The 16,532-nt window shown below is 62.4% G+C and carries 17 protein-coding genes; 2 read left to right on the top strand and 15 right to left on the bottom strand.

The features are described from left to right. Positions 1–298 precede the first annotated feature (298 nt). Positions 299–1,243 carry a subclass B3 metallo-beta-lactamase gene (bla, locus tag ACQ4WS_RS20055; RefSeq protein WP_436478807.1) on the bottom strand — a complete coding sequence of 315 codons (945 nt, stop codon included), beginning with the start codon at positions 1,241–1,243 and terminating at the stop codon, positions 299–301. 141 nt (positions 1,244–1,384) lie between these two features. Between bla and ACQ4WS_RS20050 the strand changes: the two genes are divergently transcribed. Continuing rightward, a complete protein-coding gene (locus tag ACQ4WS_RS20050; RefSeq protein ID WP_436478806.1) occupies positions 1,385–2,188 on the top strand; it encodes a metallophosphoesterase family protein in 804 nt (267 codons plus the stop codon). On the opposite strand, the gene ACQ4WS_RS20045 is transcribed toward ACQ4WS_RS20050, so the two are convergent. After that, positions 2,185–2,712, bottom strand: a complete 528-nt coding sequence (locus tag ACQ4WS_RS20045; RefSeq protein ID WP_436478805.1) for a dihydrofolate reductase family protein — start codon at positions 2,710–2,712, stop codon at positions 2,185–2,187. The two genes, ACQ4WS_RS20050 and ACQ4WS_RS20045, sit on opposite strands and share 4 nt — an antisense overlap. A 41-nt stretch (positions 2,713–2,753) precedes the next feature. On the opposite strand from ACQ4WS_RS20045, the gene ACQ4WS_RS20040 reads away from it, so the two are divergent. Further along, entirely contained in the window at positions 2,754–3,341 is a 588-nt protein-coding gene (locus tag ACQ4WS_RS20040) for a TetR/AcrR family transcriptional regulator (protein ID WP_436478804.1), read from the top strand. Positions 3,342–3,348: 7 nt separating this feature from the next. Here ACQ4WS_RS20040 and ACQ4WS_RS20035 read toward each other — a convergent pair whose 3' ends face one another. The 13 genes from ACQ4WS_RS20035 to ACQ4WS_RS19975 all read right to left on the bottom strand — a co-directional run bounded on the left by ACQ4WS_RS20035 (position 3,349) and on the right by ACQ4WS_RS19975 (position 16,521). Continuing rightward, positions 3,349–4,026 (bottom strand): type 1 glutamine amidotransferase domain-containing protein, encoded by a 678-nt coding sequence (locus tag ACQ4WS_RS20035; RefSeq protein WP_436478803.1) that lies wholly within the window; start codon positions 4,024–4,026, stop codon positions 3,349–3,351. Between the two features lie 22 nt (positions 4,027–4,048). Continuing rightward, positions 4,049–5,212 (bottom strand): iron-containing alcohol dehydrogenase, encoded by a 1,164-nt coding sequence (locus ACQ4WS_RS20030; protein WP_436478802.1) that lies wholly within the window; start codon positions 5,210–5,212, stop codon positions 4,049–4,051. An 82-nt stretch (positions 5,213–5,294) separates the two neighbouring features. Further along, positions 5,295–5,903: a TetR/AcrR family transcriptional regulator gene (locus ACQ4WS_RS20025; RefSeq protein WP_436478801.1), complete on the bottom strand. Its 609-nt coding sequence runs from the start codon at positions 5,901–5,903 to the stop codon at positions 5,295–5,297. A gap of 125 nt (positions 5,904–6,028) precedes the next feature. Continuing rightward, positions 6,029–6,808, bottom strand: a complete 780-nt coding sequence (locus ACQ4WS_RS20020; RefSeq protein ID WP_436478800.1) for an enoyl-CoA hydratase — start codon at positions 6,806–6,808, stop codon at positions 6,029–6,031. Between the two features lie 73 nt (positions 6,809–6,881). Continuing rightward, on the bottom strand, positions 6,882–8,078 hold the full coding sequence (locus ACQ4WS_RS20015; protein WP_099378511.1) for an acetyl-CoA C-acyltransferase: 1,197 nt from the start codon (positions 8,076–8,078) through the stop codon (positions 6,882–6,884). Between the two features lie 60 nt (positions 8,079–8,138). Then, a complete protein-coding gene (locus tag ACQ4WS_RS20010; RefSeq protein WP_436478799.1) occupies positions 8,139–8,585 on the bottom strand; it encodes a PaaI family thioesterase in 447 nt (148 codons plus the stop codon). A gap of 62 nt (positions 8,586–8,647) precedes the next feature. Further along, complete coding sequence (locus ACQ4WS_RS20005) at positions 8,648–11,047, bottom strand: 3-hydroxyacyl-CoA dehydrogenase/enoyl-CoA hydratase family protein (protein WP_436478798.1); 2,400 nt, start codon at positions 11,045–11,047, stop codon at positions 8,648–8,650. A 14-nt stretch (positions 11,048–11,061) separates the two neighbouring features. Next, complete coding sequence (locus ACQ4WS_RS20000; RefSeq protein WP_034753387.1) at positions 11,062–12,852, bottom strand: acyl-CoA dehydrogenase C-terminal domain-containing protein; 1,791 nt, start codon at positions 12,850–12,852, stop codon at positions 11,062–11,064. 72 nt (positions 12,853–12,924) lie between these two features. Further along, positions 12,925–13,527, bottom strand: coding sequence for a TetR/AcrR family transcriptional regulator (locus ACQ4WS_RS19995; RefSeq protein WP_034753385.1), 603 nt, complete (start codon positions 13,525–13,527; stop codon positions 12,925–12,927). Between the two features lie 247 nt (positions 13,528–13,774). Then, positions 13,775–14,164, bottom strand: a complete 390-nt coding sequence (locus ACQ4WS_RS19990) for an RNA-binding S4 domain-containing protein (RefSeq protein WP_289951363.1) — start codon at positions 14,162–14,164, stop codon at positions 13,775–13,777. Next, positions 14,161–15,324, bottom strand: coding sequence for a cardiolipin synthase ClsB (gene clsB / locus ACQ4WS_RS19985; protein ID WP_436478797.1), 1,164 nt, complete (start codon positions 15,322–15,324; stop codon positions 14,161–14,163). Before clsB ends, ACQ4WS_RS19990 begins: the two co-directional genes overlap by 4 nt. A gap of 9 nt (positions 15,325–15,333) precedes the next feature. Continuing rightward, positions 15,334–16,155 (bottom strand): endonuclease/exonuclease/phosphatase family protein, encoded by an 822-nt coding sequence (locus tag ACQ4WS_RS19980; protein ID WP_436478796.1) that lies wholly within the window; start codon positions 16,153–16,155, stop codon positions 15,334–15,336. A 72-nt stretch (positions 16,156–16,227) separates the two neighbouring features. Next, on the bottom strand, positions 16,228–16,521 hold the full coding sequence (locus ACQ4WS_RS19975) for a hypothetical protein (protein ID WP_077398985.1): 294 nt from the start codon (positions 16,519–16,521) through the stop codon (positions 16,228–16,230). Positions 16,522–16,532: the final 11 nt, after the last annotated feature.

The following is a 16,532-nucleotide window of genomic DNA, read 5'->3' as shown; positions in this document are numbered from 1 at the left end:
GGCTTCCTCCAGATCCGCAGTCGCCCGCGGCACCCTTGCCGTTCAGCTAACTCTTCCCCTTGTCGGGCGAGTAGAGGACTTGCACCTCCCAGTGAGTGCGCCCTGCCGGGCGCACCACAAAAAAAACCGGCGAGTTTCCTCACCGGGGTTTGAAGGACACCGGCTCGCCAAGCCGACTTGCTGCCAGCCTGCTCGAAAATGGGTTTCCTTTGTGTGCATAATCTGCACTGCGGAAGCTGATACTGCACCGTATGCTGCCGTACATCAGACGTCTTGCATGGCGCATGCGCCAACGCTGTCATTTTGTCGCATCCGCTTTTTCTTTCGCGATGCGGGCATCGAGCTTCACTTCATTTTTGGCAGCATAGTTGCTGCACGCCTGCGCATCGATAAAGGGATTCGGCGTGACGCCTTCCAGCAACTGCGTCAGCTTGCGGTCGCCGCCGGAGTGGTCGGGGTGGGCCGAGATCAGGATGTCGCACGGCAGCCTGGCAAAGTCCTGCATGACGCGGCGGAAGGCCGGCGTCAGGTCCGCATGGCGTTCATCGGCCAGGTAGTGAAAATCATCGGCCGCCACCGGCGTGAGGCTGGCGCCGAACACCACGTTCAGGCATTCCTGACGCTCGGCATCTTCGCACGACACCCAGGTCCAGCTGGTGCTGCCCGGCGTATGGCCAGGCGTGTGGCGCGCCGTGACGCTCACGTCGCCCAGTTGCAGGGTTTCGCCATCGGCGATCTCGCGCACGTTTTCCACCGCCGGCATGGGATCGATTTCGCCCGCTTGCGGGTCCATGGCGAGCACCGCTCCCGCGCGCAGCGCCTCCGCTCCCAGCGGGCTGGCGATCACTTGCGCCCCACTGTCGCGGGCCAATGCGGCGATGCCGCCCGAATGGTCGAAATGCGCTTCCGTATTCAGGATGAACTTGATGTCTTGCAGGCGAAAGCCCAGCTCGAGGATATGTTCCTTGATGGCGGCCACCGATTGGGGCAACGCGCCGTCGATCAGGATCAAGCCTTCGCGCGTGTCGATCAGCACCACGCTCAAGCCGCCCACGCCCACGTAATACGTGTCGCCGTGGATGCGCGCCGGTTGCTGCGGGCGGTTCCACTGCGCCGCATACGGCGAGGCGATCGGCTGCGTCAGGGGATCGACGGCGGGCGTGGCGGCATGCGCGGCAAACGGCAGCGCCATGGCGGCCAGCGCGATACTGAGCAAGGTCTTGGGAGTAAAGAAGGGCGGCATGCGGCTCCAGGAAAATAGGCAGTATGAATCGATGCCATAGAGTAACGTCGCCAGCCTCGCGCGGTCAAGCAGACGGACGCAGCGACTTGCGCTACGATAGAGGCCCATAGACCTGCCGTGCGCCTTGCCGCGCCCACTGCCATGCGTTTGCTGATCCTGTCCGACCTGCACCTGGAAGTCTGGGGTGAAAACACGCCCGCCATCGACCTTGCCGCCAGCCGCCCCGAAGTGGTGATCCTGGCCGGCGACATCGATACGGGCAGCAATGCCATCGCCTGGGCCGCGCGCACCTTCGGCACCCTGCCCGTGCTGTACGTGCATGGCAACCATGAGGGCTATGGCCATCAACTCGAACACATGCAGGACGCCGTGCGCGACGCCTGCGCCAGCGCGAATGCGCACGGCGCCAACATCCGCCTGCTCGACGGCGATACCGTGACGCTCGATGGCGTGCGCTTCCTGGGCATCACGCTGTGGACGGATTTTCTGCTGTTCGGCGCCGAGCGCCAGGCAGAGGCGCTTAACGCAGCACAGGCCTACATGCCCGACTACAAGCGCATCAGCACGGGCGGCGACACGCCCCGCCTGCTGTGCGCCGCCGACACGGCGCAGCTGCACGCGCAGCACCGCTCCTGGCTGGAACAGCAACTGGCGCAGCCCTTCGATGGCAAGACGATAGTGATCACGCACATGGCGCCCTCGATGCTGTCGGTGGACGAGCAATACGCGACAAACCTGGGCTCGCCCGCCTTCGCCTCGCAGCTGGACGCGCTGGTGGCGCAAGCCGACCTGTGGGTGCATGGCCACATGCACGCCTCGCTCGACTATCGCATCCAGGACTGCCGCGTCGTGTGCAACCCCTGCGGCTACAAGCGCCCCGATGGCACGCCGGAAAACGAACGCTACGATCCCGGCTTCATCGTCGACATCACCAGCGCGGTTTAATTTTTCCGATAGCGCAGCTGCGCCACGCCGCTGGGCAGCTGGCGCGTACCGTCCAGGCGCCAGTCGCTGCGCGGCAAGCCATCCTCGAACAGGCGCACGCCCTTGCCCAGCACCACAGGCAGCACGGACAAGGTCAGGCTGTCGATGACGCCTTCGCCCAAGCCGGCGCGGATGACGGCGCCGCCATCGAGATACACGTGGCGGCAGCCCTCCTCTGCCAGCGCCTCCAGCACTTCCCCTACGCTGCCTTCGCGGCGCTGCTCGCCATGACGCGGCGTGAAATCGCGGTGACTCAATACCACCACGCGCTTGCCCGCATACGGCCACGGCTCGAAACCCAGCACGGCCTCATACGTGGTGCGGCCAATCAGCAGGGTATCGACTTGATCCATCAAGGCCGTGTAGCCGGTGGCATCGGGCGAGTCGGGGGCCAGCTCGGCCAGCCAGGACAGGTCGCCATTCTCTCCCGCGATACAGCCATCGAGGCTGATGCCGAGAAAAACGCTGACAGAAGTTTTTTGCATGGATGCTCCTTGAATTAATTCTACAGTGTAGAATTATGCCCATGAAAACCCCAAAAATTCAAGCCATGGAATCTCCCGTGCGCCGCGCCGGGCGTCCGCGCCGCGCCACACCTGCGCTGGACAGCGCCGCCATCCTGCAGGCGGCCCTGGCCCTGCTGGAAGAGCAAGGCGAAGCGTTTTCCATGCGCGCGCTGGCGCAACGCCTGGGCGTCGATGCCATGGCCGTGTATCACTACTACGCAGGAAAAGAGGAGTTATTACTGGCGTTGATGGTGTGGCGTTTTGCCGCGCTCGATCCGCGCCAGCCGCCGTTTACGCGGCGCCAGGCAGCGCCAAGGCGTGTGCTCGCGCTGTGCGCGCTGTACCTGGAACTGGTCAGCGCCACGCCCTACTTCGTGCGCCTGATGGCACGCGGGCTGGTGATGCAAGCCGATGTGGCCGAGCGGTTCACGGCGCTGTTCGAGCTGGCCGTCGAGGGCCTCGACCTGGACAAGAAAACCCGGCGGCGCGGGCGCGATGCGCTCGTCGATTTCCTGCACGGCTATGCGCTGGCGGGCAGGCCCGCCAGCGAGACAGCCTGGCATGCTTCGGTCAGCCTGATCATAGCGGGCATGGCTGCCCGACACTAGCCGGGCATCAGGCCAGCAGCTTGAGTAGCGCTTGGGCGGCCGCTTCCGACGACGCGGGATTCTGGCCCGTGACCAGCAAGCCATCGGTGACGGCATACGGCTGCCAGTCGCCCAGCTTGGAGTAGACGCCGCCACTTTGCTTGAGCATGTCCTCGACCAGGAAAGGCACGATGGCCGTCAAGCCGACAGCGTCTTCCTCGGTATTCGTAAAGCCCGTCACCTGCTTGCCGCGCACCAGCGGCGTACCGTCGACCGCCTTCACGTGGCGCAGCACGCCCGGTGCGTGGCAGACGGCGGCAACGGGCTTGCCCGCGGCGATCATCTGCTCGATCAGCGCGATCGAGTGCGGGTCTTCGGCCAGGTCCCATAGCGGGCCATGGCCGCCCGGGTAGAACACAGCGTCAAAGTCGGCCGCCTTCACTTCGGACAGCTTGCCCGTGTTGGCCAGCACGGCTTGCGCATCGGCGTCCTGCTTGAAGCGGCGCGTTGCATCCGTTTGCGAATCGGGTTCGTCGCTTTTCGGGTCCAGCGGTGGCTGGCCGCCGTTGGGCGAAACTACCGTCAGCTTCGCGCCCGCTTCCTGCAGCGCATAGTAGGGCGCGGCGAATTCTTCCAGCCAGAAGCCGGTTTTCTTGCCGGTGTTGCCGAGTTGATCGTGTGAGGTCAGTACCATCAGGATGTTCATGTTGTTTCCTTTTATGTCAGGGTTACAGTGCTGCTTCGAGAATACGGCGGCTGCGCGCGAGGTCGATATCGCGGTGTTCGCCGAGGGAGGTCATGCCGTGTGCGGCCAGTTGCGTCAAGACCGCTTCCACCGCTTCCTGGCCCAGCTGATATGCCGACAAACGGGTCGGGATGCCCAGGCCTTCAAAGAAAGCGCGGGTGTGGGCGATGGCTGCGGCTATGCGTTCGTCGTCGCTGCCCTCCGTGATGTTCCAGACACGTTCGCCATACTGTAGCAATTTGCCGCGTTTCTGTTCGCGCTGCACGTCCAGCAATGCGGGCAGCACCAGAGCCAGGGTGCGCGCATGGTCGATGTCGTACAGGGCCGTCAGTTCGTGGCCGATCATGTGGGTAGCCCAATCCTGCGGCACGCCGGCGCCGATCAGGCCATTCAGGGCCAGGGTGGCCGTCCACATCAGGTTGGCGCGGGTGGCGTAATCATCGGGCGCGGCGACGGCCTGCGGCGCGATCTCGACCAGGGTCTGCAGCAAGCCTTCGGCAAAGCGGTCCTGCACCTTCGCCTGCACCGGATAGGTCAAATACTGTTCCGTGGTGTGGACAAAGGCGTCGACCAGGCCATTGGCCACCTGCGCGGCCGGCAAGGTAAACGTTTTACTGGGGTCAAGCACGGAAAATTGCGGATACAGCAGCGGGTTGCGAAAACTCAGCTTGTCATGCGTGGCTTTTTTCGTCACCACGCCGCCGCTGTTCATTTCCGACCCCGTGGCCGGCAAGGTCAGCACAGTGCCAAACGGCAGGGCGCGCTGCACATTGGCGCCGCCGCGCTCGGCGATTTCCCACGGCTCGCCGTCGTACAGGGCGGCGGCAGCGACGAACTTGGTGCCGTCGATCACCGAGCCGCCACCGACGGCCAGCAGGAAGTCCAGCTTTTCGTTGCGCACCTGGGCCACGGCGCGCATCAGGGTTTCATAGCTGGGATTGGGTTCGATGCCGCCAAACTCCTGCACCGTGCGCTGGCCCAGCGCAAGAGCAGTTCGCACTTCGGCCAGGGTGCCGGTCTTTTCCGCGCTGGCGCCGCCATACAAAATCAGCACGCGCGCATTATGCGGCACCAGCGTGGACAATTTGGCGATAGTGTCGGCACCAAACACGATACGGGTCGGGTTATGGAATTCAAAATTATTCATGCTGCTACTCCCTAATTATTAGACTGGTCGTCTAGAGTGCTGGTCAAAAAAAGGCGGACGTGTGCATCCGCTTGCTTGCTGTCTATCGGTAGTTGTCCGGCGGCAGTTGCAGCATGGCCAGGGTCGCCCGCCAGGCCGTTTGCAAGGCGCTGGCGTCGCGCCGCAGCTTGGTCAGCATGGCCGCGCCCAGCCACAGCTGGTACAAGGTGGCTGCCATCTGCGCCGGATCGGCCACCGAAGGCAGCGAATCGTCCACCCTGCCGCGCGCGATGGCCAGCGCCAGCCTGGCGATGATGCGGTGCGTACCCTCCAGCAGCGCCACGCGCATCGGTTCCGACATGTCCGCCACTTCGCTGCTGAGCTTAACCACCAGGCAGCGGCAATCGCAACCGCTGCCATCGAGGCTCTCGCTGGTCCAACTGGCCCAGTACGCCATCAGCGACTGCGCCGCGCTCCCGCCGGGCCGGCCCAGCACGTCTTCCATCCCGGCCAGGTAGCCGTTGACGTAATCTTCCAGCATCGCCTCGCCAAACAGTTCCTTGGACTTGAAGTAATGGTAGAACGAGCCCTTGGGCACATCGGCGGCCGACAGGATCTCGTTCAGGCCCACCCCGGCAAAACCCTTGCGCGTGATGATGGCCTTGCCCTGGTCGATAATGTGCTGGCGCACATCGGTGTATTCAGCTTTCATGCGAGGCATTGTAGCACAATTAGACCAGTCGTCTAGATTAGGCAAACCACAAGGGCAAGTTCCGGGGTCGGACCCTGAGGGTCCGACCCCGGCAGTGCAGCATTTGGGGGGGGGCTTGCTGAAACTTATGCGAACTTCTTGAAGTCCGGCTTCCTCTTTTCAAAGAAGGCCGTAAACGCTTCCTTCGCCTCGGCGCCGCCCAGCATGGCGCTGAACAGTTTGTTTTCGTCCGCGATGGCGGCCTTCACCGGCTCCATGCGGCTTTGCTTCATCAGGCGTTTGGTGGCGCGGATGGAGGCGGCAGGCAGGGCCACCAGCTTGGCGGCCTGGCCTTGCGCAAAGGTCATCAATTCGTACAGGGGCACGACTTTCGATACGAGGCCCATTTCCAGCGCTTCCTGCGCGGGGAACGCTTCGCCCAGCATCAGTTTTTCCGCCGCGCGCGGGTAGCCGGCCAGTTGCGTGAGCAGCAGGCTGGAAGCGAATTCCGGGCACAGGCCCAGCTGCGTGAACGGCATCGAGAAGCTGGCGTTGTCGGCCGCGTAGACCAGGTCGCAGTGCATCAACAGCGTCGTGCCGATGCCGATGGCCGGGCCAGAGACGGCCGCCACCACGGGCTTGCTGCTGCCGTACAGGGCGCGCATGAACTGGAACACGGGACGGTCATGGTCGAGCGAGCCATCCTTCGGGCGCGCCGTCTTCATGAAGTCATCGAGGTCGTTACCGGCCGTGAAAATCTCGCGCTTGCCGCAGATCAGGATGGCGCGTACTTCATCATCCGTCTCGGCCGCCACCAGCGCGTCGGCCAGGATCTGGTACATGGCGCCCGTGATCGCATTCTTGCGTTCCAGGCGGTTGAATTCCAGGGTCAGGATGCCCTCGCTCTTGCTGCACAAAATATCCATGTCGTCTCCAAAAAGATAAAGGGCGCCGGGGTAATCCCGCAGCGCCCTGTTTTATTGCTTCAGCCCGTCAAGCTTATACGCGCTCAAAGATTCCGGCGGCGCCCATGCCGGCACCCACGCACATGGTGACCATGCCGTACTTCTGCTTGGTGCGCTGCAGTGCGTGGATCACGGTGGCCGCGCGGATGGCGCCGGTGGCGCCCAGCGGGTGGCCCAGGGCGATCGCGCCGCCCATCGGGTTGACCTTCGATGGATCCAGGCCCAGGTCGCCGATGACGGCCAGTGCCTGTGCGGCAAACGCTTCGTTCAGCTCGATCCAGTCCAGCTGGTCTTGCGTGATGCCGGCGGCGGCGCACGCTGCAGGAATGGCGAATTTAGGACCGATACCCATGATTTCCGGCGGCACGCCGCGCACGGCGAACGACGAGAATTTCGCCAGCGGGGTCAGGTTATGTTCGCGCAGGATTTTTTCGCTGACGATCAGCAGCGCGCCGGCGCCATCGGACATCTGCGAGCTGTTGGCGGCGGTAACACTGCCTTTGGCGGCGAACACCGGTTTCAGCTTGGCCAGCGATTCCATCGACGAATCGGCGCGCGCGCCTTCGTCGGTGTCGACGGTGCGGCGCGATACGTCCACCTGGCCGGTAGCCAGGTTAGGCGTGCGCGTGATGATTTCGACTGGCGTCGTTTCCGCCTTGAAGAAACCGGCTTGCTGCGCGGCGATGGCGCGGCGGTGCGATTCGACGGAGAACGCGTCCTGCTGTTCGCGCGACACTTTCCATTGCTGCGCCACTTTTTCGGCCGTCAGACCCATGCCGTAGGCCATGCCGATGTTTTCATCGCTGAACATGTCCAGGTTCATCGATGGGTGGTGGCCCATCATCGGTACCATCGACATCGATTCGATGCCGCCGGCGATCATCACGTCGGCTTCGCCCACGCGGATGCGGTCGGCCGCCATGGCGATGGCCGTGATGCCCGAAGCGCAGTAACGGTTGACGGTGACGCCACCGACGGTTTTCGGCAAGCCGGCCAGCAACACCGAGTTACGCGCGATATTGAAGCCCTGCTCCGCTTCCGGAAACGAGCAGCCGATGATGGCATCGGTGATCAGCGCTGGATCGAGGCCAGGCGCTTGCGCCAGGGCCGATTGCAGCACGCGCACCAGCAAGTCATCCGGGCGGGTGTTTCTGAACATGCCGCGCGGCGCCTTGCCGATCGGAGTGCGGGTTGCAGAGACGATGTAGGCGTCTTGAAGTTGTTTGCTCATTTTATTCTTTCAAAGATGTTGAACGAGGTTCGTGTTCTGTCGAATGTCCGGGATGCTGGCCTATCGCTTCTGCGACAAATACCAGTCCACCGTCACCTGTGCCGCCAGCGTGCCTTCAGAGTCGAAGATATCGACTTCCACGGGAAACGCCACCTTGCCGTCCTGCGCCAGCTGCGCCTTCAAGGCAGCCAGGTCGCCCGGTACCCGGCCTTCGGCGCGCGTCGCGCCCCTGGCCACCTTCTGGTAGGCGATACGCGACTCCTTGGCCACCGGGCGCAAGCCCAGTATCAGCTCGGCGAAGCCGCCAGCCATGGCCGCGCCGGAAGCCGTTTCGGCCAGGGTAAACAAGGCGCCCGCATGCTGCGTGCCCAGGTGATTATGCAGTTTTGGATCGTCCGGCATCGACACCTTCGAGGTGCCGGCGCCGATGTCGTCGATGCTGATCCCCAGCAGCCGCACGAAGGGCAAGGTGTCCATCATCTGTTGTTTGATACGGTCATACACCATGCTTGGCCTCACGCGCAGTAATACTTTAAATACCAACGACAGGATCTTCATCGACGTCAGGCTTAGTTGCGTACCGGCTTACCGGTCTGCATCATGCCCATGATCCGTTCCTGGGTTTTCGGATGGTTCAACAGCTCCAGGAATGCCTTGCGTTCCATATCCAGCAGCCACTGTTCGCTGACGAAACTGCCCTGGTCCACGTCGCCGCCCGATACGATCTCGGCGATCATCTCGCCCAGCTTGAAATCGTGCGCCGAAATGAAGCCGCCGTCGCGCATGTTGACCAGCTGCGCCTTGATGGTGCCCCAGCCGTAACGGCCCGTGACCTGGATCAGCGAAGGGAGCGCTGGACGGAAGCCGGCGTCGAACATGGCGCGCGCTTCGACCTTGGCTACGTGCAGCAGCTCGTAGGCGTTGAACACGATCACGTCGTCTTCTTTCAGGTAGCCCATTTTTTTGGCTTCCAGCGCCGATTTCGACACGTTGGCGGTAGCCGCATTGGTGAAGCCCGTTTTCAGGAATTGCAGGATATCGTTACCCTTGGCTTCCTTGTAGGCGCGCTGCGCCGCTTCCTTCAAGCCACCACCGGCAGGAATCAGGCCCACGCCCACTTCCACCAGGCCGATGTAGGACTCGATCGAGGCCACGCGCTTCGATGCGTGCAGCGCCAGCTCGCAACCGCCGCCCAGTGCCAGGCCAGCGACCGCGGCGATCACCGGCACGTTCGCGTATTTCAGCGACATGAAGGTGTTTTGCAGTTCGGCGATGATCGGATCGACGGCTTTCACGCCGCCTTGCATGAACGCTGGCAGGGCCGATTGCAGATCGGCACCGGCCGAGAAGGCGCCGCCTTCGGCTGCGTCGGCGTGCCAGATCACCAGCCCTTTGAAATTCTTCTCGGCTTCCGCTAATGCGAGTTTGAGTCCATTGATCACGCCTTCGCCGATCACGTGCATCTTCGTCTTGAACGAGATGATCAAGACATCGTCACCCGTATGCCAGACGCGCACGGATTCGTCTTCGAAGACGGTGGTGCCGGCGGTTTTTCCATCCACTGCGCCGCTGCCGATGACGGGCGCGCGGAATGGCTGGCGGTCGTACACGGCCAGGGTCGAACGGGGCACGAAGCTATTCGACACGGCGGAGTAGGAACCTTCCGGCGTATGCACGCCGCCCTTGTCAGCGACCGGACCTTCGAAGACCCAGGCTGGCAGCGGTGCGTTGCACAGCGCGTGGCCGGCGTCGATGTCTTCCTTGACCCAGTTGGCCACTTGCAGCCAGTTCGATGCCTGCCACGTTTCAAACGGACCGACGTTCCAGCCGAAGCCCCAGCGCATGGCGAAATCGATGTCGCGCGCATTGTCGGCCACGGTGTCCAGGTGGATAGCGATGTAGTGGAAAGCGTCGCGGAAGATCGCCCACAGGAACTGGCCTTGCGGATTCGTCGATTCGCGCAGCGCCTTCATCTTCTTGACCGGATCCTTTTCCTTCAGGATGCGGGCGATGATGTCGGCAGCCTTGGCGCCGCCAGCCACGTATTCACCGGTGGCGAAATCGAGGCGTTGAATTTCCTTGCCAACCTTCTTGTAGAAGCCTGCGCCGCTCTTCTGGCCCAGCGCGCCTTTTTCCACCAGCTGCGCCAGTACGGCCGGCGTCTTGTAGACGGCGGCGAACGGATCGTTCGGCAGGTAGTCCTGCATGGTCTTGATCACATGGCCCATGGTGTCCAGGCCAACCACGTCCGCCGTGCGGAAGGTGCCCGACTTGGCGCGGCCCAGCTTGGCGCCGGTCAGGTCATCGACGACGTCCACGGACAGGCCGAATTTTTCGGCTTCGTGCACGATGGCCAGGATGCCGAACACGCCAACGCGGTTGGCGATGAAGTTCGGCGTATCCTTGGCGCGGACCACGCCCTTGCCCAGGGTGGTGGTCAGGAAGCCTTCCAGCTGGTCGGCGATTTCAGGCTTGGTGAACGCGGTCGGGATGATTTCGACCAGGTGCATATAGCGCGGCGGGTTGAAGAAGTGCACGCCGCAGTAGCGCGATTTCAGGTCGGCGTCGAAGCCTTCGGCCAGCTTGGTGATCGACAGGCCGGAGGTATTCGAGGCGAAGATCGCGTTCGGGCCGATGTGCGGCGCGACCTTTTGATACAGGTCGTGTTTCCAGTCCATGCGCTCGGCGATGGCTTCGATGATCAGGTCGCAACCGGCCAGCAGGTCCAGGTTGTCTTCGTAGTTGGCCACCTGGATCAGCGCAGCGTCATCCTTGTTGCCCAGCGGGGCAGGCGACAGCTTTTTCAGGTTCTCGATGGCGCGCAACACGATGCCATTCTTCGGGCCTTCCTTGGCCGGCAGGTCGAACAGCACGACCGGCACTTTCGCGTTGATGCAATGGGCGGCGATCTGCGCGCCCATCACGCCGGCGCCGAGGACGGCTACTTTTTTAACGATGAAATTGGTCATATTTTCCTCAAGTCTTAGAACAGGTCTGCGTCGAGTGCCATCAGGTTGGCCGAACCGGAACGCGCCTGACGGATCAGGGTTGCCGTCTCAGGCTGCAAGCGGGCGAAGTAGAAACGTGCGGTAGCCAGTTTGGCGGTGTAGAACTTGTCGCCGCTGGATTCTTTTTCGAGGGCGATCTTGGCCATCTGCGCGAACAGATAGCTGTAGATCATGTGGCCGACGACACGCAGGTAAGGCACGCATGCCGCGCCCACTTCGTCAGGATTCTGGAAGGCCTTCATGCCGATTTCCATGGTCAGCTTGGTGACTTTGTCGCCCAGATCGCCCAGTGGGGTGACGAATTCGCTCATCGCTTCGTCGGTGCCGTTGTCTTCGACGAAGGCCTTGATCTTTTCGCCGAACTTGCGCAGTTTGGCGCCATTGTCGCCCAGGATCTTGCGGCCCAGCAGGTCCAGCGACTGGATCGTGTTCGTGCCTTCGTAGATCATGTTGATGCGCGCGTCGCGCACATACTGCTCCATGCCCCATTCCGAGATGTAGCCGTGGCCGCCGAATACCTGCATCGCGTCCGAGGTGGCGATCCAGGCGTTGTCGGTGATGAAGGCTTTGATGACAGGTGTCAGCAGCGCCACTTCGTCGGCTGCTTCCTTGCGCACGTCGGCGTCAGGGTGGTGCAGTTCGCGGTCGATCTGCAGCGCCACATAGGAAGTGAAAGCGCGCGCGCCTTCGGCGTAGGCCTTGCCCGTCAACAGCATGCGGCGCACGTCAGGGTGCACGATGATGCGGTCGGCCGGCAGTTCCGGGTTCTTGATGCCGGACAGCGAACGCATTTGCGTGCGGTCCTTGGCGTAGATCAGCGCGTTCTGGTAAGCGATTTCCGTCAGGCCCAGCGACTGCATGCCCACGCCCAGGCGGGCAGCGTTCATGAAGACGAACATGGCGTTGAGGCCCTTGTTCGGCTGGCCGATGATCCAGCCTTTCGCGCCGTCCAGGTTCATCTGGCAGGTCGAGTTGCCATGGATGCCCATTTTTTCTTCGATGGCGCCGCAGGTGATCGGGTTGCGCTCACCGACCGTGCCGTCCGCATTCGGCAGGAATTTCGGCACCAGGAACAGCGAGATGCCTTTCGAGCCTTCCGGCGCGTCCGGCACGCGGGCCAGCACCAGGTGCAGGATGTTTTCCGCCATGTCATGCTCGCCGGCCGAGATGAAGATCTTGTTGCCGGTGATGGTCCAGGAACCGTCCGCTTCAGGCAGCGCCTTCGAGCGCAGCAGGCCCAGGTCGGTGCCGCAATGCGGCTCGGTCAGGCACATGGTGCCCGTCCATTCGCCCGACACCAGTTTCGGCAGATACACTTCCTTCTGGTGGTCGGTGCCGTGTTCCTTCAGGCACTCGTAGGCGCCGTGCGACAAGCCAGGGTACATGGACCAAGCCTGGTTCGACGAGTTCAGCATTTCATAGAATGAATTGTTCAGTACGACCGGCAAGCCCTGGCCGCCGTATTCCGGATCGCAAGCCAATGCCGCCCAACCGCCTTCGACGTACTGTTTATACGCTTCCTTGAAACCTTTCGGCGTGGTCACGCTTTTCGTGACAGGATCGTGGTGGCAGCCTTCGCGGTCGCCGGAGTGATTCAGGGGGAACAAGACTTCGGAGGTGAATTTGCCGCCCTCTTCCAGCACCTGGTTGATGATGTCGGCGTCGACGTCGGCGTACGACGGCATTTGCTTCAGTTCTTCTTCCACTTGCAGGAACTCATGCAGGACGAATTGCATATCCCGGATTGGCGCGACGTATTGACCCATAATTTTCTCCTGAAGGCGATTAGCTAAAGTGTTGTACTTGTAAGTGCGTTGTTGCGGATACTGCCTGACGGCTTATTTGCTTGTGACGGAATTCTGGTACGACGCCAGCAGGCGGATAAAGCCCGCTTGCGCCCTTTCGATGCTGCCCGGCACGCGCAGGAAGCGCGCGTCGTGATGCAAGGCCAGGATCAGGCCATACATCTCGTACACCAGCTGCTGGGCGTCCGTGTCCGCTTTCAGGTCGCCCGTGGCGATCGATTGCTCGACACAGCGCAGCAGCGCGCCCTGCCAGGCCCGCACCATGGCCACGAGGGCCTCGCGGATGGGACCGGGACGGTCGTCATACTCGACGGCGCCGCTGATATAAATGCAGCCGGAAGCGATTTCCACGCTGACCCGCTTGACCCAGCGCGCAAACATCGATTGCAATCGCTGGATGCCGCGTGGTTCTTTCATGCTGGGGAAAAAGACTTCTTGCTCGAAACGATAGTGGTAAAGCTTCAGCACTTCCATCTGCAAGTCTTCGCGCGAGCCAAAGTGGGCAAACACGCCCGACTTGCTCATGTTCATTTTGTCCGCAAGCAGCCCTATGGTCAGGCCTTCCAGGCCGTCGCGGCTGGACAGGTCCAGCGCCACGTCGAGGATGGCTGCACGGGTCAGTTCGCCCTTGCGCATGAATTTGACTGAAGTATTCAAGATGTCCGTTCTAAATGTGATGTTGCCGATTGGGCGGACTGAAGCGAGGGTAAAAAAAGCACGCTCCGAAAAAATCCGAACGCTCGTACTATTATCCACTACCACGTAAAAGTCAAACGGGAACTTTAGAGCCGGTGTTCTATTGGTGCACCGCAGCATTCTCAAGCCGCGTGTTTATATCGATTTCAGGCCGGCAAAAGCGTCGCGCGCCCTTGCCCCCCCCCCTTCAGGAAAGGTCGCCTGCCTTGCTCAGTTGACGGCGGTCGCGCTTGGTCGGCCGCCCCTTGATGGTGGTGCCCGGCTCGCGGAACAGCTTGCGCTCCTCGGCCAGTTGCTCGCGGCGGGCGATGCTGGCCGGCGTTTCGCCATACAGCAAGCGCGCCACGCTTGCCGCGCCGCGCTTGTCGGACAGGCCCAGCACGGCCACTTCCCATGTCTCCGCGCCATTGTCGATGGCCAGCTCGTCGCCCACGCGCAGGCTGCGCGCCGGTTTCACGCGTTCGCCGCCCACTTTGACTTTACCCGTGTCGACAGCTTCGCTGGCCAACGAGCGCGTCTTGAAAAAGCGCGCCGCCCACAGCCATTTGTCCAGCCTTACCGTTGTCATCTCGTTCATGCGTACTTGCCTACTGAAAAAATGCGCATCACCAGCCGGTACACGAGGAAGGCGGCTTCATAGCCGATGCGCCGGAAGCGGCCGATGTGCTTGAAATCGTCCTGGTGAATGACGATGCCGTCCGCCACGCCCTGCTCGATATGCTGGCGCAAGCTTTGCGCGAACGCCACGTCCTTGATCACAACGTTCGCTTCCTGATTGAGGAACAGGCTCAGCGCGTCAATATTGCTCGAACCCACCGTCGCCCAGTCATCGTCGACGACGGCCACCTTGGCGTGCAGCTGCGTCTTGCGGTATTCGACAATCTTCACGCCGGCGGCCAGCAATTTCGGGTAAAACGAGTGCGCCACGGCATCTTGCATGCGGAACTCGCCCACCCCGATCAGCAAGACCACATCGACGCCCCGCTGGGCCGCCTGGGCCAGGGCGTGGCGCAGCTTGTGCCCGGGCGCGAAATACGGGTTGGCCAGCATCACGCTCTTGCGCGCCTGACCCAGTGCCTGCAGGTAGGCGCGCTGGATGGTGCGGCGGTTGCGCAGGTTGTCGCGCACGACAAAGCCGGCCACGACGGGGTTTTTCGCCAGCTCCTTGCTGACGACGCGCATCTTGCGGTACAGCTTGATACGCCGCACCAGGTTCATTTTTCCCAAGCGCGCCCACTGCGCCTGCACCTCTTCATGGATGGCGTCCACCAGCGGCCCCTTCACCTGCACGGCAAAGTCCCAGCGCGGCGCCTCCAGGCTGATGTTGTGGTCGTAGTCACAAAACATGTCATCGTTGATATTGATGCCGCCCACCAGGGCGATCTCGCCATCGGCCACGCAAATCTTGCGGTGCGTGCGCGTGATGCCGCGCCGGAACCACGGATTGAAGATACGGTGGTGCACGCCAGCCGCTTCCAGCTGGGCATGCATGGCTTTCACGCGGCGGTTGCCCGTGCCGAACCAGTCCGTGATCATGCACACCAGCACGCCGCGTGCGGCGGCACGCTTGAGCGCATCGAGCACCAGGGTGCCCGTGCCGTCATCGGCAAAGATATACGTCTCGAAATAGACTTCCGAACGCGCACCGTCGATGGCGGCTATCAGCGCGGGAAAATACTCGGTGCCGCAATACAGCAGCTGGATGTCGTTGTGGGCGATGAAGTTGACTGTGCGCATGCCGGCAGTCTACGCGAGTTTCAAAGCGGCAACGATCGGCGCATGGTCCGACAATTTCGCCCACAGGGTGCCGTGCATCACTTGCGCGCCTTCCACGTGGAAACCGCGCACATAGATGCGGTCCAGGCGGAACCACGGCAAGGCGGCGGGAAAGGTGCGCGCCGGCACGGGAACGGGGGTTTTCGTCTGGCGCCGCGCCAGCGTGCGCACCAGGTCGCCCAGGGCCGAGTTCGACGCGCGCTGGTCGAACACTTCCACCACGCCCAGCGCATTGCGCAGCTTGTCGCTGAGCGTGTTGCGCCAGTCGTTGAAGTCGCCGGCGATGATGACGGGCTCGCCATTCGGCGCCGATTCCATGACGGCGTCGATCAGCGCCTGCGTCTGGCGCCCGCGTCCCGACTCGAACAGGCCCAAGTGGACCACATAGCAATGCACGTCCGCCTGCGGCGTCTTGAGCACGCAATGCAGGATACCGCGCTGCTCGTAGGCATGGTCGGACACATCGTGATTGGTTTGCGAGGCGATGGGAAACTTGCTCAGCAAGGCGTTGCCGTGGTGGCCATGGTCGTACACGGCATTCATGCCGTAGGCGGAATGGTGCTCGGCACCGGCAAAGAACTCGTGCTGCGACGCATCCGGCCAATGCTTGTGACCATTTTTCTCGGCGCCATAGCGGGCCGCATTGCGATCGTGCTTGCCTTGCACTTCCTGCAAAAAGACGACATCGGCATGGAAGAGAGCGATCGCCTGCTTCAATGCGTGAACTCTGGGCAAGCCCCGCACGGAGGAGACACCCTTGTGGATATTATAAGTTGCTACGCGGATTTTCATGCCTTGATTCTACTCCCAGACGGGCCCCGCGCGGCGCCAGCGTAGGTGCGCGTGCGCACCTACCACGCACAATCAGGCCAGCATGCGTCCCACGCCCGCCGTCACGCTGACGATCAGCGCCGTAATGCCGGCTGCCCAGACGATTTTCACCAGCAACGGTGCGCCGCGCCAGGCGACGGTGCGCTTGCCCTTGGCAAACGCGCCCGGATGCAGCAGCCAGCCGATCGCCATCAGCGGCATGCCGATCGGCGGCGTGCGGCCGGGCACGGTGGAGCTGAACAGCAGGAAGATAAAGCACAGGCAAAAGACGATGCCCAGGGTGCCCAGCAGTTTTTGCTGCGTCGTCAAATGTAACCAGTTCAACATGGAATGCTTTC

The sequence above is a fragment of the Janthinobacterium leeuwenhoeki genome (genome assembly GCF_051380795.1).
GTDB lineage: Bacteria > Pseudomonadota > Gammaproteobacteria > Burkholderiales > Burkholderiaceae_D > Janthinobacterium.
Note: the sequence above shows the minus strand (reverse complement) of the source record. Positions and strands in the feature narration are given on the sequence as shown.

What these genes read in the sequence shown, in the direction of transcription:
- bla (WP_436478807.1), bottom strand. Translation starts at nt 1,243, where the DNA reads ATGCCGCCCTTCTTTACTCCCAAGACCTTGCTCAGTATCGCGCTGGCC.
- ACQ4WS_RS20050 (WP_436478806.1), top strand. Translation starts at nt 1,385, where the DNA reads ATGCGTTTGCTGATCCTGTCCGACCTGCACCTGGAAGTCTGGGGTGAA.
- ACQ4WS_RS20045 (WP_436478805.1), bottom strand. Translation starts at nt 2,712, where the DNA reads ATGCAAAAAACTTCTGTCAGCGTTTTTCTCGGCATCAGCCTCGATGGC.
- ACQ4WS_RS20040 (WP_436478804.1), top strand. Translation starts at nt 2,754, where the DNA reads ATGAAAACCCCAAAAATTCAAGCCATGGAATCTCCCGTGCGCCGCGCC.
- ACQ4WS_RS20035 (WP_436478803.1), bottom strand. Translation starts at nt 4,026, where the DNA reads ATGAACATCCTGATGGTACTGACCTCACACGATCAACTCGGCAACACC.
- ACQ4WS_RS20030 (WP_436478802.1), bottom strand. Translation starts at nt 5,212, where the DNA reads ATGAATAATTTTGAATTCCATAACCCGACCCGTATCGTGTTTGGTGCC.
- ACQ4WS_RS20025 (WP_436478801.1), bottom strand. Translation starts at nt 5,903, where the DNA reads ATGAAAGCTGAATACACCGATGTGCGCCAGCACATTATCGACCAGGGC.
- ACQ4WS_RS20020 (WP_436478800.1), bottom strand. Translation starts at nt 6,808, where the DNA reads ATGGATATTTTGTGCAGCAAGAGCGAGGGCATCCTGACCCTGGAATTC.
- ACQ4WS_RS20015 (WP_099378511.1), bottom strand. Translation starts at nt 8,078, where the DNA reads ATGAGCAAACAACTTCAAGACGCCTACATCGTCTCTGCAACCCGCACT.
- ACQ4WS_RS20010 (WP_436478799.1), bottom strand. Translation starts at nt 8,585, where the DNA reads ATGGTGTATGACCGTATCAAACAACAGATGATGGACACCTTGCCCTTC.
- ACQ4WS_RS20005 (WP_436478798.1), bottom strand. Translation starts at nt 11,047, where the DNA reads ATGACCAATTTCATCGTTAAAAAAGTAGCCGTCCTCGGCGCCGGCGTG.
- ACQ4WS_RS20000 (WP_034753387.1), bottom strand. Translation starts at nt 12,852, where the DNA reads ATGGGTCAATACGTCGCGCCAATCCGGGATATGCAATTCGTCCTGCAT.
- ACQ4WS_RS19995 (WP_034753385.1), bottom strand. Translation starts at nt 13,527, where the DNA reads ATGCGCAAGGGCGAACTGACCCGTGCAGCCATCCTCGACGTGGCGCTG.
- ACQ4WS_RS19990 (WP_289951363.1), bottom strand. Translation starts at nt 14,164, where the DNA reads ATGAACGAGATGACAACGGTAAGGCTGGACAAATGGCTGTGGGCGGCG.
- clsB (WP_436478797.1), bottom strand. Translation starts at nt 15,324, where the DNA reads ATGCGCACAGTCAACTTCATCGCCCACAACGACATCCAGCTGCTGTAT.
- ACQ4WS_RS19980 (WP_436478796.1), bottom strand. Translation starts at nt 16,155, where the DNA reads ATGAAAATCCGCGTAGCAACTTATAATATCCACAAGGGTGTCTCCTCC.
- ACQ4WS_RS19975 (WP_077398985.1), bottom strand. Translation starts at nt 16,521, where the DNA reads ATGTTGAACTGGTTACATTTGACGACGCAGCAAAAACTGCTGGGCACC.